The sequence below is a fragment of the Lysobacter sp. S4-A87 genome, from assembly GCF_022637455.1.
GTDB lineage: Bacteria > Pseudomonadota > Gammaproteobacteria > Xanthomonadales > Xanthomonadaceae > Lysobacter_J.
This window is the reverse complement of record NZ_CP093341.1, coordinates 3,656,478-3,683,083: the sequence shown is the minus strand read 5'-3', so window position 1 is coordinate 3,683,083 and position 26,606 is coordinate 3,656,478. Positions and strand designations below refer to the sequence as shown.

The 26,606-nt window shown below is 67.5% G+C and carries 27 protein-coding genes; 5 read left to right on the top strand and 22 right to left on the bottom strand.

Translation table 11 applies throughout. The features are described 5' to 3' along the window. Positions 1 to 364: 364 nt before the first annotated feature. The 9 genes from MNR01_RS16680 to rlmE all read right to left on the bottom strand — a co-directional run bounded on the left by MNR01_RS16680 (position 365) and on the right by rlmE (position 10,028). Positions 365 to 553, bottom strand: a complete 189-nt coding sequence (locus tag MNR01_RS16680) for a DUF2065 family protein (protein ID WP_158731711.1) — start codon at positions 551 to 553, stop codon at positions 365 to 367. 17 nt (positions 554 to 570) lie between these two features. Beyond that, on the bottom strand, positions 571 to 1,434 hold the full coding sequence (gene hflC / locus MNR01_RS16675) for a protease modulator HflC (protein WP_241918832.1): 864 nt from the start codon (positions 1,432 to 1,434) through the stop codon (positions 571 to 573). Continuing rightward, positions 1,431 to 2,546, bottom strand: a complete 1,116-nt coding sequence (gene hflK / locus MNR01_RS16670; RefSeq protein WP_241918831.1) for an FtsH protease activity modulator HflK — start codon at positions 2,544 to 2,546, stop codon at positions 1,431 to 1,433. The genes hflC and hflK overlap by 4 nt, the downstream gene beginning before the upstream one ends. Positions 2,547 to 2,650: 104 nt before the next feature. Continuing rightward, the gene (gene hflX / locus MNR01_RS16665) at positions 2,651 to 3,967 is read right to left on the bottom strand and encodes a ribosome rescue GTPase HflX (RefSeq protein ID WP_241918830.1); all 1,317 of its coding nucleotides are present in this window, start codon (positions 3,965 to 3,967) and stop codon (positions 2,651 to 2,653) included. Between the two features lie 159 nt (positions 3,968 to 4,126). Further along, entirely contained in the window at positions 4,127 to 4,405 is a 279-nt protein-coding gene (gene hfq / locus MNR01_RS16660; protein WP_241918829.1) for an RNA chaperone Hfq, read from the bottom strand. Positions 4,406 to 4,554: 149 nt separating this feature from the next. After that, positions 4,555 to 5,523: a tRNA (adenosine(37)-N6)-dimethylallyltransferase MiaA gene (gene miaA, locus MNR01_RS16655; protein ID WP_241918828.1), complete on the bottom strand. Its 969-nt coding sequence runs from the start codon at positions 5,521 to 5,523 to the stop codon at positions 4,555 to 4,557. 751 nt (positions 5,524 to 6,274) lie between these two features. Beyond that, positions 6,275 to 7,174, bottom strand: coding sequence for a dihydropteroate synthase (gene folP / locus MNR01_RS16650; RefSeq protein ID WP_241918827.1), 900 nt, complete (start codon positions 7,172 to 7,174; stop codon positions 6,275 to 6,277). 229 nt (positions 7,175 to 7,403) lie between these two features. Continuing rightward, complete coding sequence (gene ftsH, locus MNR01_RS16645; protein WP_241918826.1) at positions 7,404 to 9,299, bottom strand: ATP-dependent zinc metalloprotease FtsH; 1,896 nt, start codon at positions 9,297 to 9,299, stop codon at positions 7,404 to 7,406. Positions 9,300 to 9,380: 81 nt separating this feature from the next. Next, positions 9,381 to 10,028, bottom strand: a complete 648-nt coding sequence (gene rlmE, locus MNR01_RS16640) for a 23S rRNA (uridine(2552)-2'-O)-methyltransferase RlmE (protein WP_241918825.1) — start codon at positions 10,026 to 10,028, stop codon at positions 9,381 to 9,383. Positions 10,029 to 10,120: 92 nt separating this feature from the next. On the opposite strand from rlmE, the gene yhbY reads away from it, so the two are divergent. Both yhbY and MNR01_RS16630 read left to right on the top strand, forming a co-directional pair. Then, entirely contained in the window at positions 10,121 to 10,426 is a 306-nt protein-coding gene (gene yhbY, locus MNR01_RS16635) for a ribosome assembly RNA-binding protein YhbY (RefSeq protein WP_241918824.1), read from the top strand. Between the two features lie 27 nt (positions 10,427 to 10,453). After that, positions 10,454 to 10,828 (top strand): Mth938-like domain-containing protein, encoded by a 375-nt coding sequence (locus MNR01_RS16630; RefSeq protein WP_241918823.1) that lies wholly within the window; start codon positions 10,454 to 10,456, stop codon positions 10,826 to 10,828. Positions 10,829 to 10,950: 122 nt separating this feature from the next. On the opposite strand, the gene MNR01_RS16625 is transcribed toward MNR01_RS16630, so the two are convergent. Genes MNR01_RS16625 through surE form a run of 4 tightly spaced genes read right to left on the bottom strand, consistent with a single transcriptional unit; the run spans position 10,951 to position 13,946 of the window. After that, positions 10,951 to 11,826 carry a peptidoglycan DD-metalloendopeptidase family protein gene (locus tag MNR01_RS16625; protein WP_241918822.1) on the bottom strand — a complete coding sequence of 292 codons (876 nt, stop codon included), beginning with the start codon at positions 11,824 to 11,826 and terminating at the stop codon, positions 10,951 to 10,953. After that, a complete protein-coding gene (locus MNR01_RS16620; protein WP_241918821.1) occupies positions 11,793 to 12,410 on the bottom strand; it encodes a YqaA family protein in 618 nt (205 codons plus the stop codon). The genes MNR01_RS16625 and MNR01_RS16620 overlap by 34 nt, the downstream gene beginning before the upstream one ends. A gap of 46 nt (positions 12,411 to 12,456) precedes the next feature. Next, the gene (locus MNR01_RS16615; protein ID WP_241918820.1) at positions 12,457 to 13,134 is read right to left on the bottom strand and encodes a protein-L-isoaspartate(D-aspartate) O-methyltransferase; all 678 of its coding nucleotides are present in this window, start codon (positions 13,132 to 13,134) and stop codon (positions 12,457 to 12,459) included. After that, a complete protein-coding gene (surE, locus tag MNR01_RS16610; RefSeq protein WP_241918819.1) occupies positions 13,131 to 13,946 on the bottom strand; it encodes a 5'/3'-nucleotidase SurE in 816 nt (271 codons plus the stop codon). Before surE ends, MNR01_RS16615 begins: the two co-directional genes overlap by 4 nt. A gap of 184 nt (positions 13,947 to 14,130) precedes the next feature. Between surE and MNR01_RS16605 the strand changes: the two genes are divergently transcribed. After that, the gene (locus tag MNR01_RS16605; protein ID WP_241918818.1) at positions 14,131 to 14,694 is read left to right on the top strand and encodes a Smr/MutS family protein; all 564 of its coding nucleotides are present in this window, start codon (positions 14,131 to 14,133) and stop codon (positions 14,692 to 14,694) included. Between the two features lie 29 nt (positions 14,695 to 14,723). Here the strand turns inward: MNR01_RS16605 and MNR01_RS16600 are convergent, their stop codons facing one another. From MNR01_RS16600 to MNR01_RS16560, 9 genes are all read right to left on the bottom strand, one after another. Next, positions 14,724 to 14,960, bottom strand: coding sequence for a hypothetical protein (locus MNR01_RS16600; protein WP_241918817.1), 237 nt, complete (start codon positions 14,958 to 14,960; stop codon positions 14,724 to 14,726). 147 nt (positions 14,961 to 15,107) lie between these two features. Further along, a complete protein-coding gene (gene truD / locus MNR01_RS16595) occupies positions 15,108 to 16,184 on the bottom strand; it encodes a tRNA pseudouridine(13) synthase TruD (protein WP_256451851.1) in 1,077 nt (358 codons plus the stop codon). Beyond that, positions 16,181 to 16,660: a 2-C-methyl-D-erythritol 2,4-cyclodiphosphate synthase gene (gene ispF / locus MNR01_RS16590; RefSeq protein ID WP_241918816.1), complete on the bottom strand. Its 480-nt coding sequence runs from the start codon at positions 16,658 to 16,660 to the stop codon at positions 16,181 to 16,183. The genes truD and ispF overlap by 4 nt, the downstream gene beginning before the upstream one ends. Positions 16,661 to 16,729: 69 nt before the next feature. Next, entirely contained in the window at positions 16,730 to 17,416 is a 687-nt protein-coding gene (gene ispD / locus MNR01_RS16585; RefSeq protein ID WP_241918815.1) for a 2-C-methyl-D-erythritol 4-phosphate cytidylyltransferase, read from the bottom strand. 72 nt (positions 17,417 to 17,488) lie between these two features. After that, a complete protein-coding gene (gene ftsB, locus MNR01_RS16580; RefSeq protein ID WP_256451850.1) occupies positions 17,489 to 17,818 on the bottom strand; it encodes a cell division protein FtsB in 330 nt (109 codons plus the stop codon). Positions 17,819 to 17,835: 17 nt separating this feature from the next. Beyond that, positions 17,836 to 19,125 carry a phosphopyruvate hydratase gene (eno, locus tag MNR01_RS16575; protein ID WP_241918814.1) on the bottom strand — a complete coding sequence of 430 codons (1,290 nt, stop codon included), beginning with the start codon at positions 19,123 to 19,125 and terminating at the stop codon, positions 17,836 to 17,838. Positions 19,126 to 19,299: 174 nt separating this feature from the next. Next, positions 19,300 to 20,133, bottom strand: a complete 834-nt coding sequence (gene kdsA, locus MNR01_RS16570) for a 3-deoxy-8-phosphooctulonate synthase (protein WP_241918813.1) — start codon at positions 20,131 to 20,133, stop codon at positions 19,300 to 19,302. 66 nt (positions 20,134 to 20,199) lie between these two features. After that, positions 20,200 to 21,864, bottom strand: a complete 1,665-nt coding sequence (locus MNR01_RS16565) for a CTP synthase (protein ID WP_241918812.1) — start codon at positions 21,862 to 21,864, stop codon at positions 20,200 to 20,202. 183 nt (positions 21,865 to 22,047) lie between these two features. After that, positions 22,048 to 22,296 (bottom strand): hypothetical protein, encoded by a 249-nt coding sequence (locus MNR01_RS16560; RefSeq protein ID WP_241918811.1) that lies wholly within the window; start codon positions 22,294 to 22,296, stop codon positions 22,048 to 22,050. Positions 22,297 to 22,580: 284 nt separating this feature from the next. Between MNR01_RS16560 and parE the strand changes: the two genes are divergently transcribed. Further along, the gene (gene parE / locus MNR01_RS16555; RefSeq protein ID WP_241918810.1) at positions 22,581 to 24,488 is read left to right on the top strand and encodes a DNA topoisomerase IV subunit B; all 1,908 of its coding nucleotides are present in this window, start codon (positions 22,581 to 22,583) and stop codon (positions 24,486 to 24,488) included. Positions 24,489 to 24,599: 111 nt separating this feature from the next. Further along, entirely contained in the window at positions 24,600 to 26,591 is a 1,992-nt protein-coding gene (locus MNR01_RS16550) for a prolyl oligopeptidase family serine peptidase (RefSeq protein ID WP_241918809.1), read from the top strand. Positions 26,592 to 26,606 lie beyond the last annotated feature (15 nt).

Genomic DNA, 26,606 nt, shown 5'->3' with positions numbered 1-26,606 from the left:
GAGACCCCGCAAACAGCAAGAAAGCCGGAGGGGCGCAGGGGCCCCGTCCGGCTTTTGTGCATTATCCGGGTTTTGGGGGGCGGGGGCCACCCCGGAAGCGGGATTGGACAGATTCAGAAGGGTGGACGTCGCCCTGCCCTCACCCCAACCCAGCTCCGGCACGCGGCAGAGGGGCTCAAGGCTCAGGACGAAGACGGTGCGAGGAAACGCCGAGCGTCGTCCGCCGGGCCGGGGATTGATCCGCAGCGGGACATGGATGTCCCGCGCCCCGCATTCGGACAGGATGTCCGACCAAGGGACGGAGCAATCCCCGGCCCGGCGGACGGCGCCCGTCCGTAGCCGACGCTCTAACGCGGCGGAAGAACTACAGCCGCACCAGCCACAAGGACAGCAGCCCCAGCCCCACCACCACCGCCCCGACCACCCTAAGGTGACGGTCCGGCAGCGCGTGCAATTGCTCGGCGGCACGCTTCCAGCCGCGCGGAGCGACGAAGAGGAACAACCCCTCCAGCACCGCCACCAGGCAAACCGCCGACAACAGCTCCAGCAGCATGGTTCAGGCGCGCCCGATCAGCGGTCCGACTTGAGGTACTGCAGGAACGGATCGTCGCGGTCGAGCACGATCACGCCCTCACCGTCGGCGAACGCCTTCCGGTACGCCTCCAGGCTGCGCTGGAACGCATAGAAGGACGGATCCTTGTTGGCCGCCTGCGCGTACAGTCGCGTCGCCTCGGCATCGCCCTCGCCGCGCAGCTTCTGCGCATCACGCTCGGCCTCGGCCACGATCACCAGCTTCTCGCGATCGGCCTGGGCGCGGATCGCCTGGGCCTGCTCGACGCCCTCGGCGCGCAGCTGGCTGGCCACCTGCAGACGCTGGCTGCGCATCTGGTTGTAAACCGAACCGACCACGTTGCTGTCCTGCGGCAGCTCGATGCGCTTGATGCGGATGTCGACGATCTTCACGCCCAGCGTCGCCGCGCCCGAGTTGATCGCGTCCAACTGCTTGCCGATCACCGACGTGCGATCGCCGGAGACAACCTGCTGCAACGTGCGCGCATTGATCTCGTTGCGCAGCGAATCCTTGATGATCGGCGCCAGGCGCTCGACCGCGGTGACCTCGTCGCCGCCGGTGGCGCGATAGAACGCACGCGAGTTCTCGATGCGGCCCAGGGCAAAGAAGTCGACGCTGACGTTCTGCTTGTCGGCGGTCAGGTAGCGCTCGGGCTCGGCATCGAGCACCTGCAGGCGACGATCGAACACGCGCGCGGTCTCGACCAGGGGCCACTTGAAGTGCAGGCCCGGACCGATGTCGGTACGAACCACCCGACCGAGGTTTAGCACGATCGCGGTGCGGCCTTCGGTGACCACGAACATCGAACCGAGCAGCGCGAACAGCGCGGCCACCACGGCGGCGATCCAGAGGGAGAATCTCATCGCGTCACCTCATCGCGACCGGTCGGCCGGGTCGGTCGTGCACCGCGACCGCCGTCGGCGGGCTCGGTGGTAATGGACGGGGGCAGCAGGTCGGGCGTCAGCAACGGCGCACCCGTCGCGGCCGGACCGCTGCGCTTGTCGGGCATCGGCACGTAGATCAGCTGGCGCGAGTCGCCGCCGATGATCTTTCGGTTGTCGCTCAGCACGTCCTGCAGCGTATCCAGCCACAGACGCTTGCGGGTGACGTCCGGCGCTGCCTTGTACTGGTCGACCAGCAGCGAGAAGCGGTTGGCGTCACCTTCGGCACGTGCAACCGAGGACGTCTTGTAACCCTCGGCAGCGGTGCGCACGCGCGACGCTTCACCGCGCGCTTCCGGCACGACCTGCTTGGCGTAGGCCTGGGCCTGGTTGATCGCGGTGGTCTTGTCGGCGGCGGCGCGCTGGACTTCGTCGAACGCGTCCTTGACCTCGTCCGGCGGACGGGCGTTGGGCAGGTTCAGTTCGGTCACGACCAGGCCGGTGCGGTAGTCCTGCAACGAAGCCTGCAGGCGCTGTCTCACGACCACGGTCAGCTCCGAACGCGCGTTGAGCACGACATCGAGATCGGAACGGCCGACCTGCTCGCGCACCGCACTCTGCGCGGCTTCCTTGAGCACGCGATCGGCATCGCGCGAACCGAACAGGTACAGCTGCGGATCGCCGATGCGGTACTGCACGTTGATCTCCACGTTCACCATGTTGGCGTCACGGGTGAACACCGGCACGGTGTCGCTGTAGGCGTTGCTCTGGGTGGCGTTGACCTTGGTCACGCGCTCGATCGGCCACGGCGCCTTGAAGTGCGGGCCCGGCTGCAGCACGCGCGAGAACTGGCCGAAGCGCAGCACCACGCCGCGCTCCTGCTCGGTCACCAGCACGAAGCAGTTGAACACCAGCCACAGGCCGATGACGATCGCGACCCAGCGCAGGATGTTGTTGCCACCGCCCGCGCCACCGCCGAAGAGGCCACGCAGGGGGTCGAGCAAGGCATCCAGGCCGCGGCCATTGGGTCTGCGCCGCGGGGTTCGACCATTCGAACCGCCGGAATTGTCACTGCCAGGTGTGTTCCAGGCCATGCCTGCTCCAAGAAGGGGATACGTCCGCAACCGCGTTCAGCAATGCGGGCGTGGGTCGATTCTAGGTGGGGGTGCGATGGGGCTCAAGCAAGGCGATGGCCCGCTCAGGCGGCATCATCGCCTTCTTCGGGCGGCAAAAGGGGCCGGAGCACCTCGCCGTGTGCCTGGACGAACAGACGCTGGGCGTCGGCCAGGGCCAGGTCGACGTTGATCACCCAGCCGTGTTCGTCGTGATCCTCACCGCGGACCGCGCCCAGCTCGTGCAGGCGTGCACGCAGGCGCGCCGCCTGTGGCGGCAGGCGCAGCTCGCCGCTGACGTGGCGCAGCTCCAGCGCTTCGGCCAGGCCTTCACGCAGCAGCTCCAGGCCGCGACCGTCGCGCGCCGACAGCCACACCCGCATGCGCCCTTCGGCCGGGCGATCCAGGCGCGGCTGCACCGGCTCGTCGCCATCGCCGAGTTTGTCGATCTTGTTGAACACCAGCAGCTGCGGCAGGTCGCCTGCGCCGATGTCCTTGAGGACCGCATCGACCTGGGCGATGCGCTCGTCGCGCAGCGGGTCGGCGGCGTCGACCACGTGTATCAGCAAGTCGGCCTCGCGCGCTTCCGACAACGTCGAGCGGAACGCGGCCACCAGTTCGTGCGGCAGGTCGCGGACGAAGCCGACGGTATCGGCCAGCACCACGTTCCCGCCCGACAACTCGATGCGACGCACCGTCGGATCGAGCGTGGCGAACAACTGGTCGGCGGCATAGGCCTCCGCACCGGTCATGGCATTGAACAAGGTCGACTTGCCGGCGTTGGTGTAACCCACCAGGGCCACGCGCGGCATCTCGCTGCGCATGCGCGCACGGCGCATCTGGGTGCGCTGCACCTCGACCTTTTCCAGGCGTTTCTGCAGCTGCTCCAGGCGCTTCTGCAGCAGGCGGCGGTCGGTTTCCAGCTGGGTTTCACCCGGGCCGCGCAGGCCGATCGAGCCACCGCGCTGGCGCTCCAGGTGGGTCCAGCCGCGAACCAGCCGGGTCGCCATGTGCTTGAGCTGCGCCAGCTCGACCTGCAACTTGCCGTCGTGGCTGTGCGCACGCTGGGCAAAGATGTCGAGGATCAGGCCGGTACGATCGACCACACGGCGCTTGAGTTCGCGTTCGAGGTTGCGCTCCTGGCCGGGCGAGAGCGGATGGTTGATCAGGATCAGGTCGGCGCCGGTGGCTTCGGCCGCGGCCTTGACCTCTTCCAGCTTGCCGCTGCCGATCAGCATCGCCGCGTTCGGACGGTCGATGCGCGCGGTCAGCACCGCCGCCACCGTGGCACCGGCCGAGCGGGCCAGGTCGGCGAACTCCTCCAGCAGGCCTTCGTCCGGCGGACCGCCGGCATGGGGCTGGATCAATAGTGCGTGTTCGCCTTTGCGGGATCTTTCAAACAAGCGGGGTCATGCCTGAGCGGGGGACAGGATCACAAGATGGGTCTGCGAAGCCCGCCAAACAAGGCCTCCACCCGACGATGGCCTCGAATCCCCGCCGACATGGCAGGGGATCCGGACTGGAGGTGACCGGCCGATCGGGGCGGAAGCCCCGCATCCGGCTTATTCGGTCTCGTCGGCGTGGCCTTCGCCATCGCCCTCGGAGGACTGCACGTAGCCGCCGCCCGGCCCGACGCGGACATTGCGCGCCGGCACGACGGTGGAGATCGCGTGCTTGTAGACCATCTGGCTCACGGTGTTGCGCAACAGGACCACGAACTGGTCGAACGACTCGATGGTGCCCTGCAGCTTGATGCCGTTGACCAGGTAAACCGAAACCGGCACGCGTTCGCGGCGCAGCGCATTCAGGAAAGGATCCTGCAAAGATTGTCCCTTGGACATGGTGTTGTTCCCCAACTCGTTCTAGTTATAAGGGCGGCGTGGCGAAGCCGGCCGCAGTCGCCGGAACCTGTCCCCACAGCGGCGACCGGAACTGATGGTAGCGCAAACCCCCCGGGCGCACTGCACCGGTTGCACCCTTTCCCGGTAGGTCAAACCCCTGCCGGGCTCTCGATGAACATTGCCCTGGCCCGCTCCAGCGCGGGCCGCTGCAGTTGCGGGTCGAACCACTGCGCGTCGAGCTCGCCGCGCAACCAGGTCAGCTGGCGCTTGGCCAGCTGGCGGGTGGCGAACACACCCAGCTCGCGCATCCGCGCCGCCGAACTGGCGCCGTCCAGGTGCTCCCAGGCCTGGCGGTAGCCGACCGCGCGCAGGGCCGGCAACTCCAGGGGCCGTGGCTGCGCGGCCAGTTCCGGCAATGCGCGCAGGCCCCTGACCTCGTCGAGGAAGCCATCGGCCAGCATCTGGTCGAAGCGCCGCTCGATGCGTGCATGCAGCAGCGCGCGGTCCTGTGGCGCCAGCACCAGCTTGAGCACCCGCAGCGGCAGGCGCGGCACCTGGGTGCGGTCGCGCCGCCAATCGCTGATGCTGCGGCCGGACAACCGGTAGACCTCCAGCGCCCGCTGGATGCGCTGGGCATCGGTGGCGTGGATGCGGGCCGCGGCGTCCGGGTCGATCGCGGCCAGATCGGCGTGCATTGCCGCCCACCCGCGTTCGCCGGCCTCGGCCTCCAGTTGCGCGCGCGTGGCCGGGTCGGCCTCCGGCATCGGCGACAGCCCCTGCAGCAGCGCATGGAAGTACAGGCCGGTGCCACCGGCGAGGATCGGCAACCGCCCCCGGGCGACGATATCGTCCAGCGAGCGCCGCGCATCCACGGCGAACTCGGCCGCCGAGTACGGCTGCCAGGGTTCACGCAGATCGACCAGGTGATGAGGGACCCGGGCCAGTTCGTCGGCGCCAGGCTTGGCCGCGCCGATGTCGAGCCGGCGATAGACCAGGGCGGAATCTACGCTGACGATCTCGCCGCCGTGGCGCTCGGCCCATTCCAGCGCAAGCGCGGTCTTGCCCGAAGCGGTCGGACCCATCAGGGCAATCGCGATCGGGCGTGAATCAACGGGCATGGGCGGCAGGCAGGCACGGCTGGAGCGGAGGCGTAGCCTCGCACAGGCATCGGCCCGGCGGAACGGTCACCGCCACAACCGTGGCGCAACGCAGCATCGGCACCGCCCTCCACAGCTCCTGTGGGCAAGCACTGGGGCAAGGCTGTTGATAACGTGTTCCACGCCTTTACCCGCAACAGTTCCCGGGTGATTGTCGAAATTTTCGCCAGCCCGGTCGCGCTGTCCACAAGCCCTGTGGACAAGCCTGCGGACAGTGATGTGTGCAGATGGCGGACAGGCTGCTGCGACGGGGCCTGCGTCATGATGGCGAATAATTGGCCAGCGAAATCCGTTGACTTCGCACACGGATTGGGCATGTGCGCGGGAATGTGCAGGAGAGGTTCCAGGGCACGGGCACCACCCGGCGAATCCGTCAGGGCGCAAGCCCTTCCCGCCCGGTCACGCACTCTATCCACAAACCCTGTGGACAAACCTGCGGACAGTTGTGTGGAGACAACGCTGCACGCCTTGCTGCACAAGCAATGCAAGAGGTGTGGCGAAAAATTGACCAGCGAAAAAGGTTGACTTGCCGCGCCGATTCGGCATCTGCGAAAGTCGCTCCGCAGCACGCATGCTTCTATCCACAACGCCTGTGGACAAGCCTGCGGACAGTGGTGTGGAGCGAATGCTGCGCGCCTTGCGGCACAAGGCACGCAAGAGGGTTGGCGAAGAATTGACCAGCGAAGAGCGTTGACTTGCGGGCGGCGCGCGTTTACTCGTCGTCGGGCCACTTCGGCATCTGTGGCGTGGCTTTCGCTCTTGGCAGCTTCTGCGCCGACAGGGCGTTCCACACTTTCAGCGCATCCACGGTCGCGGCGACATCGTGCACGCGCAGCAGCTTCGCGCCACGCTGCGCGGCAATGAGGTGCGCAGCCACCGAACCGTGCATGCGATCGCGCGGATCGGCGCGTCCGGTGATCTCGCCGATGGTCTTCTTGCGGGAGAGTCCGGCGAGCACCGGCGCGCCGAGTTCGGCGAAGCGTTCGAGTTGCGCGAGCAACGTCAGGTTGTGTTGCGTGTCCTTGCCGAATCCGAACCCCGGGTCGACGACGATGTTCTTCTTCGAGATGCCAGCCATCTCGGCGGCGAAGATGCGCTCGGCGAGGAAGCGATGCACTTCGGCAACGACGTCGTCGTATTGCGGCGACTGTTGCATCGAACGCGGTTCGCCCTGCATGTGCATCAGCACCACAGGCACGCGCAGGCTCGCTGCGGCATCGAGGGCGCCTTCGCGACGCAGTGCGTAGACGTCGTTGATCATGCCGGCACCGGCCTGGATGGCGGCGCGCATCACGTCCGGCTTGGAGGTGTCGATGCTGATCGGCAGCGTGGTCTCGCGGGCCAGGCGCTCGATCACCGGGATGGTGCGGCGCAGTTCTTCCTCGAGGCTGACCTCATCGGAACCCGGGCGCGTGGATTCGCCGCCGATGTCGAGGATGTCGGCCCCCTCCTCCGCCAGCTTCAGGCCGTGCGCGACCGCTGCTTCGAGCGTGTCGTGCGCGCCACCATCGGAGAACGAGTCCGGGGTGACGTTGACGATGCCCATCACGCGCGGGCGATCGAGCACCAGCGGGCGGCCGTTGCAGTCGAGGGTGAGTGTGGTGTCGAACATGCGCGGGCGTCCTGGATTGATGCCAAGGCAGGTTAGCTGTTGGCATCGCTGCGAGGAAGCGGTCGCCCGGCCCCCTTTGTTCCCAGGCTGTCATCCCCGGGTGCGCTGCGCTTACCCGGGCTACGAGCTGCGCTTACCCCGGCTACGGGCTGCGCTTACCCGGGCTACGAGTGGGTCAAAAGAAAAGGCCGGGGAATCCCCGGCCTTTTCGTGTCTCAATCCAACTGGATCAGGTCTGCGCCGCAGGCCCGCCAATCGCACCCGGACGCTCGCCATCGTCCTTCGACGTCTTGCCCGACTTGGACCAGTCCGCCGGCGGGCCCGGCACACGGCCGGCCATGATGTCGTCGATCTGGTGCGCGTCGATGGTCTCGTACAGCAGCAGCGCATCGGCCATCGCGTGCAGCTTGTCGAGGTTGTCCTTGAGGATTTCCGTGGTGCGACCGTAGGCCCGGTCGAGGATGTCGCGCACGACCTCGTCGATCTTGCGCGCAGTCTCGTTGGAGACGTTCTTGTGCTGCGTCACCGACCGGCCAAGGAACACCTCGTCCTCTTCCTCGCCAAACGTGATCGGCCCCAGCTCGGACAGACCCCACTTGGTGACCATGTTGCGCGCCATCTTGGTCGCACGCTCGATGTCGTTGGACGCACCTGTCGTGACCTTGTCGACACCGAAGATCAGCTCCTCGGCGACGCGGCCGCCGTACAGCGAGCACAACTGCGACTCGATCGCGGTGCGGTTGTAGCTGTACTTGTCGCCTTCCGGCAGGTACATCGTCACGCCCAGCGCGCGACCGCGCGGAATGATCGTGACCTTGTAGACCGGATCGTGCTCCGGAACCATGCGGCCGACGATCGCGTGGCCGGCCTCGTGGTAGGCGGTCAGCTTCTTCTCGTCCTCGCTCATCGCCATCGAGCGGCGCTCGGCGCCCATCAGGATCTTGTCGCGCGCCTTGTCGAAGTGCTCCATGCGCACGTCCTTGGCGTTCTCGCGCGCCGCGAACAGGGCCGCCTCGTTGCAGAGGTTGGCCAGGTCGGCGCCGGAGAAACCGGGGGTGCCACGGGCAATCGTCATCGGCTCGACGTCGTCGTGCAGCGGCAGCTTGCGCATGTGCACGCGCAGGATCTGCTCGCGGCCCTTCACGTCCGGCAGGCCGACCACGACCTGGCGATCGAAACGGCCCGGGCGCAGCAGCGCCGGGTCGAGCACGTCGGGACGGTTGGTCGCGGCGATCACGATCACGCCCTCGCCACCCTCGAAGCCGTCCATCTCGACCAGCAACTGGTTCAGGGTCTGCTCGCGCTCGTCATGACCACCGCCCAGGCCGGCGCCGCGATGGCGACCGACGGCGTCGATTTCGTCGATGAAGATGATGCACGGCGCGTGCTTCTTGGCCTGCTCGAACATGTCGCGCACGCGGCTGGCGCCGACGCCGACGAACATCTCGACGAAGTCGGAACCGGAAATGCTGAAGAACGGCACCTTGGCCTCGCCGGCGATGGCGCGGGCCAGCAGGGTCTTGCCGGTGCCGGGCGGACCGACCATCAGCACGCCGCGCGGGATCTTGCCGCCGAGCTTCTGGAACTTGGACGGGTCGCGCAGGAACTCGACGAGTTCGCCGACTTCTTCCTTGGCTTCATCGCAGCCGGCGACGTCGGCCAGGGTCACCTTGACCTGGTCCTCGCCCTGCAGCTTGGCGCGCGAACGGCCGAAGCTCATCGCGCCCTTGCTGCCGCCCTGCTGCATCTGCCGCATGAAGTACACCCAGATGCCGATGAACAGCAGCCAGGGCAGGACGTTGATGATGATGTAGAGCAGCGACGGCCCGCTCTGCGGCGGCGCCTGGTCGATGGCGACCTTGTGCGAGATCAGGTCGTTGATGAGGTATTCGTCGCCGGGGCTGTAGGTGACGAACTTGCTGCCGTCCTTGCGCTCGCCGTTGATGGTGGTCCGATCGTCGCCGATCTTGACCTCCTTCACCCGGTCCTGCTGCACCTGCTGGACGAACTGGTCGTAGGCGAGCGTTTCGCTGCCTGCCGCGCGCGGTCCGAACGCCTGGAACACCACCATCAGCACGACGGCGACGATTACCCAGAGCAGCAGATTCTTGGCCAAGTCGTTCATCAATTCCTACCTGTCGCCCTCATGGCGTTGTTGCAGCGGGGGCGGCGCCGTGGCGCCTGTACATCTCGGGGTTGTCGCACATTACTTCATAACCGCGCGCTTGCCCTGTGCCAGCGCGTACACCTCGGGCGAGCGCTTGCGCGACGCCTCCGGCTTGCGGATGACGACCTTGTCATAGCGTCGCCGCAGTTCCTTGACGTACTCGTCGAAACCCACCCCCTGGAACAGCTTGATCAGGAAGTTGCCGCCGGTACGCAGGTGCTGGTCGGCGAAATCCATCGCCAATTCGGACAGGTACATCGCCCGCGGCATGTCGACCGCATCCACACCGCTCTTATTGGGGGCCATATCCGACAGGACAAGGTCCACGCGCTGGCCCTCGAGCGAGGCCACCAGCCGCGCCAGGACCTCTTCCTCGCGGAAATCGCCCAGGAGGAACTCGACCCCGGCCAGCGAGGGCATCTCGAGGATGTCCAGGGCGATCACCCGGCCCGGCCGGGCCTGATCGAGGCGGTCGAGCTCCTGCCGCAGCCACTGCGACCAGCCCCCGGGGGCGGCGCCGAGGTCGACCACGACCATTCCGGGCTTCAGCAACCGGTCACGCTCGACGAGCTCCTCGAGCTTGTAAGCGGCGCGCGAACGCAGCCCTTCCGCCTTGGCCTTCTTAACGAAGGGGTCGGAAAAGTGTTCCTTGAGCCAGCGCTGGCTGGATTTGCTGCGAGTCGCCATCGGGCGTGGGGGGCCGGCGTGATTGGGCCGTGGGGCCCGTGGGGGTGGTCATGATACCCTGCGCAACCCACCCCCATGCTCCCCGTGCCCCAATGCAGACCGTCCTGACCGCCGCCCAGACCCGTTTCCTGCGCGGCCAGGCCCATGACCTGAAGGCCATGCTGCAGGTCGGAGGCAAGGGCGTGACCGAGTCGCTCATCGCCGAAGTCGCCCTGGCCCTGGAACACCATGAGCTGATCAAGATCAAGGTGGCCGCCGAGGACCGCGAAGCCCGCGACGCCATGATCGACGACATCGCCCTTCGCACCGAAGCGGCCCTGGTCCAGCGCATCGGCCATACCGCGATCCTGTACAAGCCCAGCCAGGACCGTCGCCAGATCGTGCTGCCGCGGTCTTGAGACCTGCCGTCCGAACGTCTTTCGCCGATGCAGCTCAACCTCGAACATCCCGACCAGGCGTTCTACCTGCGTGCCGCCGACGGCACCTCGGCGCTGGTCAATGATCGACGCCTGCACACCAGTTTCGTCCTCTCGCCCGACCAGCTGATCGAAGACTGGCAGGTGCGCGAGGTCAAGGCCATCACGCCACAGGACCTCGAACCGGTGCTGGCGCTGGATCCGGAAGTGATCCTGCTCGGCAGCGGCGCGACCCAGGTGTTCCCGACCGCCGCCGTGATGGCGGCATGCCTCGGCCGCGGCGTCGGCCTGGAGACCATGACCAATGCCGCCGCCGCGCGCACGTTCAATGTGCTGGCCGGCGAAGGCCGGCGCGTGGTTGCGGCCTTCGTGTTCACCGCCTGACGGGCGGCCCTCACGAGAGCAACGTCCATGGATCCCCGCCTTCGCGGGGATGACGTGACGCGGCTGGTTGAGTAGCGGCTGGTTGAGTAATGGCCTGGGTCCCGGCGTTCGCCGGGACGACGTCACTTCTTCGGCAGATACAGCAGCGGATCAACCGGCTTGCCGTTGTAACGCACCTCGAAGTGCAGCATCTCGCGCGGTGCGCCGCTGCGACCCATCTCGGCAATCTGCTGCCCGGCCTTGACCAGCTGACCTTCGTTGACCAGGCGATTGCGGTTGTGGCCATAGGCCGACAGCCACTGTTCGTTGTGCTTGATGATGATCAGCTCGCCATAGCCGACCAGGCCCGAACCGGAATACACCACCACACCATCGGCGGCCGCGCGCACCGGTGCGCCGCTGCTGCCGGCAATGTCGATGCCCTGCTTGGTCGGCTCGCCCGCGACGTATCGACCGATCAGCTCGCCATCGGCAGGCCAGCGCCAGTTGAAACCGCTGGCGACCGGCGCCGACTGCGGCGGGCTGGGCGGTGCCGTGGTGGTTGGCGGGCGCGACGTGCCGGCAGGCGGCCGGGTCGTCGGCACCGGCCGCGTCGCGGCAGTGCTGCCTGAAGTGCGGCCTGAAGTGCTGCCCGAGCTGGAGCCCGAACTGCCCGAGGCGCCGGGCGGATACAGGCGCAGGCGCTGGCCCGGGTAGATGGTGTAAGGCGCCGGAATGCCATTCCATGCCGCCAGGTCGACCGCACGGATCCCATTGCTGGAGGCCACGCGGTACATCGTGTCGCCGCGTTGCACCACCACGGTCTTGCCGTACCTGGGTACCGACGCCTTGACCGTGGTCGTGCCGCCTTCGGGCGTCCGGGTCACCTTGGTGCTGGCGCAGCCGGCCAGCGCGGCCACGACCAGCGCCGCCACCATGAGATGGCGCGATGCGGTGGACATTCGTGCTCGTGTCGTACGTGCGCTCATCCTGCGAATTGTGCCTTCCAGACCAGCCATGCCACCGCCGCCAGCAACAGGACCGATGCGGCCCAGCCGATCGGCTCGATGTATCGGCGCAGCGCCGCTTCCGCGCGCTCGCCGCCCAGGCGGATCGCCAGGGCAATCAGGTACACGCGCTTGCCGCGACCGATGAACATGCTGGCCATGAACGGCAGAACCGGTACACCGACGATGCCCGACGCCCAGGTGAATATCTTCAGCGGAATCGGCGTGAACCCGGCCAGAACCAGCAACCAGAACGCCTTCCACGGCGAGTTCGCGGCAATCTCGCGCAGCTGCGTGACCTGGGCGTCGATGCGATCGATCCAGCCCAGCGACGTCAGCAGCGGCTTGACCAGCTCGTAGGCGAAGTGGCCGAGCGCGTAGCCCAGCAGTGCGCCGACCATCGAACCGGCCAGGCTCAGCGTGGCAAACCAGAACGCACGCCGGCGATCGGCCAGGCACATCGGCGCCAGCATCACTTCCGGCGGCACCGGGAACACCACTGCCTCGGCAAAACTCAGGCCGGTCAGCAAGGCGGGGGCATGGCGATGACGCGCCCAGCTGATGGTGCGCTCGTAAAGCGGTCCAAAAATCTTCAACGCCAGTCCTTCCAGAATGTCACTGCGGTGTCGGTCCCTGCGGTGTTCAATCGATCATCCCTGACAGCAGCGGCACGAAAACGACCGGAGCCAGCGTGTGTTGGGTGACGACGCCTTCGGCGTCCTTGTGCAGCTTCAGCAGCGATTGCGACGATGCCGCGCCGACCGGCGCGATCAGCGTGCCGCCCGGCGCCAGCTGCGCGGTCAAGGATTCGACCAGCGCCGGTGCTGCCGCGGTGACGATGATCGAATCGAACGGGCCGTTCTCGGCCCAGCCGATGCGGCCGTCGTCGTGCTTGCTGCGGATGTTCATGCCGAGCTGGCGGAAACGCTTGCGCGCGGTGCGCAGCAGTTCGCCGATGCGCTCCACCGTGTGGACTTCCAGGCCCAGCGCGGCGAGCACGGCGGCCTGGTAGCCGGAGCCCGTGCCGATCTCGAGCACCTTCTTCGGCTCGGCCTCGAGCACGGCTTCGGTCATCTTCGCCACCACCCACGGCTGCGAGATGGTCTGGCCGTGGCCGATCGGCAGCGCCGTGTCCTCGTAGGCGCGCGTGGCCAGCGCCTCGTCGACGAACAGGTGGCGCGGCACGGTGCGGATCGCGTTGAGCACGCGCTCGTCGCGGATGCCGTTCTCGCGCAGGCGCTCGACCAGGCGGTCGCGGACCCGCTGCGAGGTCATTCCCGAACCGATCGCCTCGGGCTGCAGGCGCATGCGCAGCGTCATGCGCTGTGCTCCGGGCTCTTCGGCAACGTGTCCTGGCGGACCCGATCCAGCGACACCGCCAGCCCATCGACCCAGCTGGCGACCTGGTCCAGCGCCTGGTAGCGGGTCAGGTCGACATGGATCGGCGTGATCGAGATGTTGCCGGTGCGCAGCGCATGGAAATCGGTACCGGGGCCGGCATCCTGCTCCTGGCCGGCCGCACCTATCCACCACCACTCGCGACCGCGCGGATCGTGCTGCGGAATGCAGGCCTCGGCGCGATGGCGGTTGCCAAGGCGGGTGACTTCGAAGCCGCGGACCTCGTCCCAGGGCAGGTCGGGCACGTTGACGTTGAGGATCGTGTCGGCCGGCAGCGGGTCGACGCGCAGGCGGGCGATGATCTCCACCGCGGCGCGCGCGGCCGTCTCGTAATGGCGGCCGGTGTGGTCGACCGTCTGCAGCGACATCGCCACCGCCGGCAGGCCGAGGAACCGTCCTTCCATGGCCGCGGCAACGGTGCCGGAATAGATGACGTCGTCGCCCAGGTTGGCGGTGTTGTTGATGCCCGACACGACGATGTCCGGCTCGACCTCGAGCATGCCGGTGATGGCCACGTGCACGCAGTCGGTGGGCGTGCCATAGACGCGCCAGGTCGTCTCGTCGAGCCGCTGGACGCGCACGGGCGCATCCAGGGTGAGCGAATTGCTGGCGCCGGAGCGGTCCCGGTCGGGGGCGACCACCAGCACCTCATGGCCGGCGGCGCGCAGGCCTTCGGCGAGGACGCGGATACCGGGGGCGTCGACGCCGTCGTCGTTGCTGACCAGAACTCGCATGAACTCCCTTGATCGAACCTTGGAACGTGGGCTTGAGACGTTGCCGGCCGGCTGGTGCATCGCTTGCCGGACCGTTCGGCACCCATGATAGCCGATGGGGATTGCCCGCCCTCACCCTGCCCGCTCCGGCGTCGTCGATACCTCACCGCCCTGGCCGGCAGTGGTTTTCGCCTAGACTTGAGGCATGTCTGAAGAGCACGACGACGACGACGCCGAGCTGTTCCGCGCCGCGATCGGTCCGGTGCGGCGGCTGCGCGACACCGCTCCGCCACCGGCGGCACCCAAGCCGCGGCCGCGGGCCCGCATGGCCGAGCGCGACGAAGCCCAGGCGCGCGAGCAGTTCCGCCATGCCCTGGATGAAAGCCTGCTGGATGCCGGCGATGCCCTTTCCTATCGCCGCGACGAAGTCTCACCGCGCCTTCTGCAGAAACTCAAGCGGGGCGAGATTTCGATACAGGAAGAACTCGACCTGCACGGTGCCGACACTCGCGAGGCCGAGCTGCTGCTGCGGGCGTTCCTGCACGACGCCCGCCAGCACGGCGTGGGCTGCGTGCGGGTGATCCACGGCAAGGGATTGCATGGCGCCGCCTCGATCGCGAGCAGCGGCATGCCGGTGCTGAAGAACCTGGTCGACCGCATGCTCAGGCAGCGCGCGGACGTCCTTGCATTCCACTCCGCACCGCCCACGCAGGGCGGCACCGGAGCGGTGCTGGTACTGCTCGCGCCCCGTCGCCTGCGCTCGTCCTGAGCCGGCCACCGGGACGCCAAGCAGGGATTTTACTGACCGCTTTCCTGGGCAACCTGCGCTTCGGACTTGCGCGGCGAGTTCACCCAGACCACCTCGATTCCACGGCGACGGGCAACGCGTTCGACGTACGCGATGTACGCCTCGTCGTTGTCCATGATCGACGGCTTCTTCTGCTCAGGCACGTAGGTGCTCTTGCTCTCCATGCCGGCGCAGGCCGCCAGACCGCACACCGAGACCAACACGACCATGCGTAACGATGCGTTCATGACGACATCTCCATGACGTGACGCGTCCTACCCGACGGGTACGACGGCACAGGACTTGATGCCCTGTACGATTTCGGCTTATACGCCGGCGCAATACTGGCACCAGTGCCAGCAGATGCTTTCCGACGAACGGTCGGAAAATCCCGTTCAGCCGCTGCGGCCAAGCGCGCGCACGTCACCCAGTTCCGCCAGCACGACGGTGGCATACGTGCCCTGCGGAAGGCTGAAAGCCAACTGGAGTACATCCGGGCCGGCAGCATCGTCGTCGAGCCAACGCCAGGACAGATCGTCGGGTTTCAGGCGCAGCGCCCTGCGCTCCTGCTTGAGGCCTTCCGACTCCAGGCCGGCGCGCAGCGCCAGGGCGTCGTCGCCGGCAAGCGCCGACAGTTCGAGTTCGGCCGCAGCCCCCTGACTGCGCAGGTCACCGCGACCCCACAACGGCCCGCTGGGATGGATGTCGAACACTGCCAGCCGCTGCGCCAGCTCCTCGCTGAAGGGCTCCGGGCCGAACACGCTGCGGCTGCCATCGAGCGTCCACACCTCGCCGTCCAGCGCCCGGTCCCAGTTGCCCGCCGCGACCCGCATCGCCAGCGCCCGGTTGAACAGTTCCGAACGCGCCGCCGACAGCAGCAGCGAGCGCTGCTCGCGGCGGACGCGGCGGCCGCCGAACATCGCCAGCGCGTTGGCGACGTTGTCACCGTCGCGACCGAAGCGTTGCTCGCCGAAGTAGTTGGGCACGCCACGTTCGGCGATGGCCAGCAGACGCGACTCGATCGCCGCGCGCTCACCGGCCACTTCACGCAGCACCAGCACGAACCGGTTTCCCGCCAGTGCGCCGCGCGGCAGCTTGCGCGCATGCCAGGTGTGTTCGAGCACGCGCAGACGCTCGCCGTCGTCGCCGCCGGTCTCGAGCGCCGCCAGGTCCGGCGCCACGCGCTTGGGCAGATGGACGCTGAAACGTTGCCGGGTCACGGCGTTGCGGTCCTTGAGGCCGGCATAGCCGATCGCGACTTCGCCGACACCGGCCCACTCGGCGATGCGACGTGCGGCGAAGGCGGTGTTCATGCCGCGCTTCTCGATGGTCAGCAGCAGGTGCTCGCCGCTGCCGCTGGGCTCGAAGCCCGGCAGTTCCTCGACCAGGAAATCCTCGGGCGTGGTGCGCATGTTGGCGCTGAGCACGGACGGCCCGTGCGCACGCGCCAGCACCGGCTCCTGCGCGCTCACGCGCGCACCAGCAGGCAGACCGCCATCGCCGCGATGCCTTCGCCGCGGCCGGTGAAGCCGAGCTTCTCGGTGGTGGTGGCCTTGATGCTGACGGCGTCCTCCGCCAGTCCCAGGTCGCCGGCCAGCAGCTGCCGCATCGCCGCCGCATGCGGACCGACCTTGGGTCGCTCGCAGATCACGGTGATGTCGGCATTGCCCAGCTGCCATCCGCGCTCGCCGATGAGGGCCTGGCAATGGCGCAGGAAGGCGCGGCTGTCGGCACCCTTCCACTGCGGATCACTTGGCGGGAAGTGCTGGCCGATGTCGCCCAGCGCCAGTGCGCCGAGCATCGCGTCGCACAGCGCGTGGATGACCACGTCGCCATCGGAGTGGGCGACGATGCCGCGCTCATGCGGCACTCGAACGCCGCCCAGCATGACGTGGTCGCCTTCGCCGAAAGCGTGGACGTCGAAACCCTGGCCGATGCGGATGTTCATGGATGATGTTCTGCCTTTGAGCCCCTCTGCCGCTTGCGCCAGACGGGTTGGTTGAGGGCAACTGCGCCCTCAGCCGCGATGGGAAATCAGATACCGCGCCAACGCCAGGTCCGCCGGCGTGGTCACCTTGAGGTTGTCTTCGCGTCCTTCGACCAGCGCCGGATGCGCGCCAACGCGCTCCATCGCCATCGCCTCGTCGGTGACGACGACGCCGTCGGCCTTCGCCTGCTCCAGCGCGGCCGTCAAGGCGTCGCGACGGAACGCCTGTGGCGTGAACGCACGCCACAGCCGTTCGCGTGGCTCGGTGGCGGCGATACGCGCGGCGGCGTCGGCACGCTTGAGCGTGTCGCGTACCGGGGCGCCCAGGATGGCGCCGTCGGCATGGGCACTGGCCGATGCGATCAGGCGATCGAGGTCTTCACTGCGCAGGTTGGGCCGCGCTGCGTCGTGCACCAGCACCAGCGTGTCTCCGCCGACTTCGGCCGGAAGTGCCTGCAATGCCGCCAGCACCGAATCGGCGCGCTCGCCGCCGCCGACGCAGCGCAGCACCGGCTTGCCGTGCAGGTTGGCCCAGCCGGGCCACAGGGCGTCGTTCTTCGACAGTGCGACCATCGCACCGGCAATCCGCGGGTGCGAGAGCAACGCATCGAGCGCGTGTGCGATCAACGGACGACCGGCGATTTCGAGGTACTGCTTGGGCGTCTCGCCACCAAAGCGCGAGCCGCGGCCTGCTGCGGGAATCACGGCCCAGATCACTTCGTCACAGTCCTCATCGACAGTCCCACCGGCTCGACGTCCCGGCGTTCGCCGGGATGACGGAGAGCAGCGTCACTCGGCTTTCGGCTCGGCACTTTCTTCCGGCGCCGGCGCCGTGCCTTCCGGCTCGACCACGCGGTAGAAGGTTTCGCCAGGCTTGATCATGCCCAGCTCGCTGCGCGCACGCTCCTCGACCGCCGCCTCGCCGGACTTGAGGTCCTCGACTTCGGCGGCGAGCGCGTCGTTGCGCTGCTGCATTCCCTTGTTCTCGTGCGCCTGCTGCTGCACCTGCTGCTGCAGGCGGGCGACCGAGCGGCTACCGCCCTCGCCCACCCACAGCCGGTACTGCAGGAACACCAGCAACCCGGCCAGTGCCAGCAGCAGCAGTCGCAAGCCGCGCATGCGCCGGTTCTCCAGGCTCAGCGCTTGAGCGAGATGAAGGCGTCGCGGCCGGCGTACTTCGCCGCGGCACCCAGCTGCTCTTCGATGCGCAGCAGCTGGTTGTACTTGGCGACGCGGTCGCTGCGGCACAGCGAGCCGGTCTTGATCTGGGTCGCGGTGGTGGCGACCGAGATGTCGGCGATGGTGGTGTCCTCGGTTTCGCCCGAACGGTGCGAGACGATCGAGGCGTAGCGGTTGGCATCGGCCATCGCGATCGCTTCCAGGGTCTCGGTCAGGGTGCCGATCTGGTTGACCTTGATCAGGATGGCGTTGGCCACGCCCTTGTCGATGCCTTCCTGGAAGATCTTCGGGTTGGTCACGAACAGATCGTCGCCGACCAGCTGCACCTTGTTGCCGATGCGGTCGGTGAGCAGCTTCCAGCCGGCCCAGTCGTTCTCGGCCATGCCGTCTTCGATGGTGATGATCGGGTACTGCGCGGCCCAGTTGGCGAGGAAGTCGACGAACTGCTCGCTGGTCAGGCGCTTGCCTTCACCGGTGAGGTTGTACTTGCCGTTCTCGAAGAACTCGCTGGAGGCGACGTCCAGGCCCAGCAGGATGTCTTCGCCGGCCTTGTAACCGGCCTTGCCGATCGCTTCCAGGATCGTTTCCAGCGCCTCTTCATTGCTGCGCAGATCAGGGGCGAAACCGCCCTCGTCACCGACCGCCGTGCTCAGGCCGCGGCCCTTGAGCACCGACTTGAGCGCATGGAACACCTCGGTGCCGGCGCGCAGCGCCTCGGCGAAGTTGTCCACGCCCACCGGCAGGATCATGAATTCCTGCAGGTCGACGTTGTTGTCGGCATGCGCACCGCCGTTGATGATGTTCATCATCGGCACCGGCAGCACCGCTTCGCGGCCGCCGGCCAGGTACTTCCACAGCGGCAGCTTCTTCGAGGCGGCCATGGCGTGGGCGTTGGCCATCGACACGCCGAGCAGCGCGTTGGCGCCCAGGCGGCCCTTGTTCTCGGTGCCGTCGAGGTCGATCAGGCGGCGGTCGAGGCCGGCCTGGTCGGCGCCGTCGAAACCGGCCAGCGCCGTGGCAATGGCGCCGTTGACGTTCTCTACCGCCTTGCGCACGCCCTTGCCCAGGTAACGGGTCTTGTCGCCGTCGCGCAGTTCGACCGCTTCCTTGGTGCCGGTGGAGGCGCCAGACGGCACCATCGCGCGACCGAAGCTGCCGTCGGCCAGGGTGACCTCGGCTTCGAGCGTGGGATTGCCGCGGCTGTCGAGGATCTCGCGGGCGTGGACTTTGGCGATGGTCGTGGTCATGTCGTCGAAGGAATGGTCGTCGTGGGAATGGTCAAAGGGGGGCTGTGGCCATAAAGACCCTGGCCGGGCAGGCGCCAGCCGGGGACGATAGCCGAGTTGGGGCGCCGCCGCGCGGTGGCGGCGCCCGCCTGGGGTCGCAAGGGGCGTCGCTGGGGACGGCTGCGCCCGGCATGATCAGGCGTCGGATTCCAGGAAGCCGTTGCGCTTGGTGATCTCGTCGAGCTGCTTGAGCGTCTCCAGCAGCGCGCGCATCTTCGGCAGCGGCCAGGCGTTGGGGCCGTCGGACAGGGCCTCGTCCGGCACCGGATGGGTCTCCATGAAGATGCCGGCAATGCCGACCGCCATCGCCGCGCGCGCCAGCACCGGCACGAACTCGCGCTGGCCGCCGCTCTTGCCGTCGGCGCCGCCGGGCAGCTGCACCGAGTGGGTCGCGTCGAACACGACCGGGCAGCCGGTGTCGCGCATCACGCTCAGCGAGCGCATGTCCGAGACCAGGTTGTTGTAGCCGAAGCTGGCACCGCGCTCGCAGGCCATGATGAGCTCGTTGCCGGTTGCCTTGGCCTTGTTGGTGACGTGCTTCATCTCCCACGGCGACAGGAACTGGCCCTTCTTGATGTTCACCGGCAGGCCGGTGCGGGCCACGTTCTGGATGAAGTCGGTCTGGCGGCACAGGAACGCCGGGGTCTGCAGCACGTCGACGACGCTGGCGACCTCGTTCATCGGCGTGTACTCGTGGACGTCGGTCAGCACCGGCACGCCGATCTGCTTCTTCACTTCGGCCAGCACCTTCAGGCCCTCTTCCAGGCCGGGGCCGCGGAAGCTGGTGCCGGAGGTGCGGTTGGCCTTGTCGAAGCTCGACTTGAAGATGAAGTTGATGCCCAGCTCGGAGGTGATCTCCTTGAGCTTGCCGGCGACATCGAGCTGCAGCTGCATCGACTCGATCACGCACGGGCCGGCGATCAGGAAGAAGGGTTGGTCCAGACCGGCTTCGAATCCGCAGAGTTTCATGCTTTGTGCTCTGAAGCCCTCCCCTTCAAGGGGAGGGTTGGGAGGGGATGGGTTGCAAGCGTACGGTCACGCGGTCGCTTCTTTCAGCAACCGCCCACCGGCCTGCGCCTTGTGCTCGCGCGCGGCACGGACGAAGCCGATGAACAACGGGTGGCCGTCGCGCGGCGTCGACAGGAACTCCGGGTGCGCCTGGCAGGCCAGGAACCACGGGTGCTTGTCGCGCGGCAGCTCGACCATCTCCACCAGCAGGTCGTCCATCGACTTGGCCGAAATCACCAGGCCGGCGTCCTCGAGCTGGGTGCGGTAGCGGTTGTTGAACTCGTAACGGTGGCGATGGCGCTCGGCGACCACGTCCTGGCCGTACACCTCGCGCGCCAGCGTCGCCGGCTTCAGGCGCTGCTCCTGCAGGCCCAGGCGCATGGTCCCGCCCAGGTCGCTGTCTTCGCTGCGGCGCTCGATCTCGCCGGTGGCGGTGCGCCACTCGGTGATCAGGCCGATCACCGGATGCGGGCTGGCCTTGTCGTTCTCGGTGCTGTTGGCGCCGTCGAGGCCGCCCAGGTGGCGGGCAACGTCGACCACCGCCGCCTGCATGCCGTAGCAGATGCCGAAGTACGGCACGCCGGCCTCACGGGCGAACTTGGCGGTGAGCACCTTGCCTTCGAAACCGCGGTCGCCGAAGCCGCCCGGCACGAGGATGCCGTCGACGTCCTTGAGCGAGGCGACGCCCTGCTCCTCGATCTCGCTGGATTCGAGCCACTTCAGCTTGACCTTGGTGCGCTGGCGCAGGCCACCGTGCTTGAGCGCCTCGGCCAGCGACTTGTAGGCATCCTGGTGGTCGATGTACTTGCCGACCACGGCAATGCGGACCTCGTCGACCGGATGCTCGCTGGCATCGACGACTTCGTCCCATTCGGTCAGGTCGGCCGGCCCGGCGTTGATGCGCAGGCGGTCGAGCACGATCGCGTCCAGGCCTTCTTCGTGGAAGCGGCGCGGCATCTTGTAGATGTTGTCCAGGTCGACGGCCGAAATGACGGCACGCTCCGGAACGTTGGTGAACAGCGCGATCTTGCGGCGCTCGCTGTCGGGCAGCGGCTGCTCGCTGCGGCACAGCAGCACGTCGGGCTGGATGCCGATCGAACGCAGCTCCTTGACCGAGTGCTGGGTCGGCTTGGTCTTGAGCTCGCCGGCGGCGGCGATGTACGGCACCAGGGTCAGGTGCATGAACAACGCGCCTTCCGAGCCGCGCTCGCTGCGGATCTGGCGAATGGCCTCAAGGAACGGCAGCGACTCGATGTCGCCGACGGTGCCGCCGACCTCGACCAGGGCCACGTCGAAGCCTTCGGTGGCCTCGATGATGCAGCGCTTGATCTCGTCGGTGATGTGCGGGATCACCTGCACGGTGCCACCCAGGTAGTCGCCGCGGCGCTCCTTGCGGATGACGTTGTCGTAGATGCGACCGGTGGTGATCGAGTTCTTGCGGCTGAGCCGGTTGCGCAGGTAGCGCTCGTAGTGGCCCAGGTCCAGGTCGGTCTCGGCGCCGTCGTCGGTGACGTACACCTCACCGTGCTGGAACGGGCTCATCGTGCCCGGATCGACGTTGATGTAGGGGTCGAGCTTCATCATCGTCACGCGCAGGCCGCGTGCTTCGAGGATGGTCGCCAGCGAGGCTGCCGCAATGCCCTTGCCAAGCGAGGACACCACGCCGCCGGTGACGAAAATCAGGGGAGTCATGGTTTTGCTACCGCTGGAAAGCCATAGTCTACAGGCTGAGCCGGTTCACGGCGAGCCGTCCGGGCACCTGAAGCCCGTTCAGATGCTTCGGAAGCCCGTCGCCGCGCCTGCAAAATGAAGATGCCCCGGCAAGCCGGGGCATCGTGGGTCAAGCGTGGGTCGAGCAAGTCGAGCCGCAGCGGCTCAGCGCTCGTCCTCTTCCTCCGGCTCGACCTCCGGCCGGGACTTGGACTTGTCCTTCTTGCCGGCCTTGTTGGCGTCGGCCGGGGCCTTGTCGGCCTTTCCGGACTGCGCTGCGTCGGCCTTCTGGGCCTGCGCTGCCTGTTCCTTGGCCTTGGCATCGGCCTGGGCGTCGTGCTGCTGCGCGAGTGCCAGAGGCGACGCCAGGATCGCGGCAATCAGGCTCGGGAGCAGTAGCTTGCGGGTATTCATGCGGTTGACCTCCTGAGGAACAGTAGCGACAGCGGCATCGCCATCCTATTGGGTAACGCGTCACAGGACGCGCGGTTGACGACCGGGCGACCCTAGCGGCGCCTTCCGTAGCCTCGACTGAACGGCTTGCGCGAAGTGGCCCCGGCGGCGTCGCCGTGCCCTTTCCAGATGCGGCCGGAACCCTGTCGCTTCAAGGGTGCGCCCCGTGCGCCGGAGCGCGCGGTTGAATTTCCGTCGCTACGCGCAGACCATCCCCGCTCCTGCCCCCGCTGTCGTAGCCCCGAATGAGTTCCCGTTACAACGCAGCTGATATCGAAGTCCTGTCCGGGCTGGATCCGGTCAAGCGCCGCCCCGGCATGTACACCGACACCACGCGCCCGAACCACCTGGCGCAGGAAGTCATCGACAACGCGGTCGACGAGGCGCTGGCCGGCCATGCCCGCTTCATCGACGTCACCCTGCACAGCGACGGCAGTTGCTCTGTCGGCGACGACGGCCGCGGCATGCCGGTGGACATCCATCCCGAGGAGAAGATCCCGGGCGTGGAACTGATCCTCACGCGCCTGCACGCCGGCGGCAAGTTCAGCAACAAGAACTACACCTTCTCCGGCGGCCTGCACGGCGTCGGCGTCAGCGTGGTCAATGCGCTGTCGACCCTGGTCGACGTGCGCATCAAGCGCGACGGCAACGAATACCGCATGACCTTCAAGGACGGCGACCGCGCCACGCCGCTGGAAGTGATCGGCAGCGTCGGCAAGAAGAACACCGGTACGCGCGTGCACTTCTGGCCCGACCCGAAGTACTTCGACACCCCCAAGTTCAACCTGCGTTCGCTGCGCCACCTGCTGCGTGCCAAGGCCGTGCTGTGCCCGGGCCTTACCGTGCGCCTGCTTGATGAGGCCAGCGACGAGCGCAACGAGTGGTACTACGAGGACGGCCTGCGCGATTACCTGCGCGGCGAACTGGCCGAGCGCGAGCTGCTGCCGCCGGACCTGTTCGTCGGCAAGCTCACCAAGGACACCGAGACCGCCGACTGGGCGGTGGCGTGGGTTCCCGAAGGCGAGCTGGTGCAGGAGAGCTACGTCAACCTGATCCCGACCGCGCAGCACGGCACGCACGTCAATGGCCTGCGCACCGGCTTCACCGATGCGCTGCGCGAGTTCTGCGACTTCCGCAACCTGCTGCCGCGCGGCGTCAAGCTGGCGCCGGAAGACGTCTGGGACCGCGTCGCCTTCGTGCTCAGCATCAAGATGACCGACCCGCAGTTCAGCGGCCAGACCAAGGAGCGGCTGTCGTCGCGCCAGGCCGCCGGCTTCGTCGAAGGCGCCGCGCACGACGCCTTCTCGCTGTGGCTCAACCAGCACACCGAGATGGGCGAACGGATCGCGCAGCTGGCGATCGAACGTGCCAGCGCGCGCCTGAAGACCGAGAAGCAGGTCGTCCGCAAGAAGGTCACCCAGGGCCCCGCCCTGCCGGGCAAGCTGGCCGACTGCAGCAGCCAGGACCTGTCGCGTACCGAGTTGTTCCTGGTCGAAGGCGATTCGGCCGGCGGCAGCGCGCGCCAGGCCCGCGACAAGGACTTCCAGGCGATCCTGCCGCTGCGCGGCAAGATCCTCAACACCTGGGAAGTGGCCTCCGGCAGCGTGCTGGCCTCGCAGGAAGTGCACGACCTGGCGGTCGCCATCGGCTGCGATCCGGGCAAGGACGACCTGTCGGGCCTGCGCTACGGCAAGGTCATCATCCTCGCCGACGCCGACTCCGACGGCCTGCACATCGCCACCCTGCTGACGGCGCTGTTCCTCAAGCACTTCCCGTCGCTGGTCTCGGCCGGGCATGTGTTCGTGGCGATGCCGCCGCTGTTCCGCGTCGACGTGGGCAAGCAGGTGTTCTATGCGCTCGACGAGGAAGAAAAGCGGATCCTGCTGGAGAAGATCGAGCGCGAGAAGGGCGACCGCAAGAAGGGCTTCAGCGGCCAGGTCAACACCACCCGCTTCAAGGGCCTGGGCGAGATGAACCCCTCGCAGCTGCGCGAGTCGACCATCCACCCCGACACCCGCCGCCTGGTCCAGCTGACCGTCGACGACAACACCGAGACGCACTCGCTGATGGACATGCTGCTGGCCAAGAAGCGCGCCGGCGACCGCAAGCAGTGGCTGGAAACCAAGGGCGACCTGGCGACGCTGGAGGTCTGACCGGGCAACCGGTCACGGTCCGCAGGCTGGCCCTGCCGCGCCGCGGCTGCGCGGCCGCACAGGGAGGCGATATGCTTCGGCCGATCGCCAGGCCTTGGGGAGGGCCACCCGATGCATCTAGTCCGTCACCGGCTGATGGCCGGTTTGCTGTTGATGCTGCCTGTCGTGGCAGCTGCGCAAGTGGTTCCAGTGGAAGACTTCGCGCGCCACGCCGAAGTGCAGGAAGTGGCTCTCTCGCCCGATGGCCGCCACGTCGCGATGACGGTGCCTGCCGATGACGGCAATGAATCGCAACTGCTGATCGTGGCGCTCGACGGCAGCGGCAAGACCCAGGTCCTTCGCTTCGGCAAGCGCCAGCACGTCACCGACATCGTCTGGACGAGCCCGACCCGCGTCGTGGTCTCACGGGCGAACATGGAGCCGATGAAGGCGCAGTTGTTCAGCCAGGGTGAACTGGTCGCCAGCGACATCGATGGCAAGCATCAGGGAATCCTGTTCGCCTACATCCCGGACGACGGCTTCATGGGGGGCCGCCGCAAGGACATGGGCTATGCGCAGATCGACGATCTGGTCGAGCGCGAGCCAGGCGTCGCCATGGTCAACTTCACGGCCTGGCGGACCCGGCCGGACGACGAGTACCAGCCCACCACCATCTTCCGCGTCGACACCGTCACCGGGGATCGCAAGCAGGTGGAGTACTCGCCGGAGGCTGCTGGATTCTATTTCGACAGCAAGTCCCGCGCGCGCCTGCGCGTGGTCAACCGGCCCGGCATGGAGGCGCCGGACCTGTTCTATCGCCCGCGCCCGAACGACCAGGACTGGACGCCGGTGCCGGCGACCCTGGCGGGCCGCAGGATGTCGCTGGCGTACGTGGCCGACGACGACGACACGGCCTACGCGCTGATCACCGACAAGGGCGAACCGGAGCAGCTGTTCCGCATCAGCCTGTCCGCCGGCACGCGAACCCGCGTGGTCGGTCGCGACGACATCGAGATCGCCGGACTGATGTATTCCGGCCACGGTGGCGCGCCGTTCGGCGTGTATTACGACGCGGCCACGCCGACGGTCGAGTACCTGGATCCGTCATCGGAATGGGCGCGCCTGCATGCCAGCCTGATGAAGTCGTTCCCGGGCGAACTGGTATCGATGTCCGACTACAGCCAGGACAACAACAAGGTCCTGTTCACTGTCTTCAGTGATCGCAATCCCGGTGCCTACTACGTGTTCGATCGCCAGGCTGGCAAGATCCAGCTGATCAACGAGGCCGAGCCGTGGATCAAGCGCGAACGCATGGCACCGGTCGCGCCGATCACCTTCAAGACGCGTGACGGCGTGACGCTGCACGGCTTCTACACCGCACCGGTGGGCGCCAAGGGCCCGCAACCGCTGATCGTGATGCCGCACGGCGGCCCGCACGGCGTCTACGACAGCTGGAGCTACGACAACGATGTCCAGTTCCTCGCCAGTCGCGGGTATGCCGTGCTGCAGGTCAATTTCCGCGGTTCGGCCGGTCGCGGCGACCTCTTCACGTACTCCGGCTACCAGCAATGGGGCGGCAGGATGATGGACGACATCGCCGACGGCGTGCGCTGGGCGATCGACAACAAGCGCGCCGACCCCGGCCGCATCTGCACGTATGGCGCCAGCTTCGGCGGCTATGCGGCGCTGATGAATCCCATTCGCTATCCGGACCTGTATCGCTGCGCGATCGGCTCGATCGGCGTCTACGACCTGGCGCTGATGAAGAAGTTCGGCGACGTCCGCGGCACCGGGGCCGGGCGCGACTATCTTGACCAGGCCCTCGGCACCGACCAGGCCGCACTCGCCGCCAACTCGCCGGCGCGCAATGCCGACAAGATCAAGGTGCCGGTCATGCTGTTCCAGGGCAGCGTCGACAAGCGCGTGCCGATGGAGCAGTTCGACGCGATGGTCACCGGCTTCCGCAAGGCCGGCGTGCAGGTCGACACCATGGTGGTCAAGGGCGAAGGCCACGGCTTCTACAAGCCGGAAAACCGCGTCGAGGTCTACCGGCGCATCGAGGCCTTCCTTGCCCGCAACCTGGGGCCGGATGCCGGCGTGACCGCCAGCGCGAACGCGAAGTAAGCGCCGCTCGCCGCG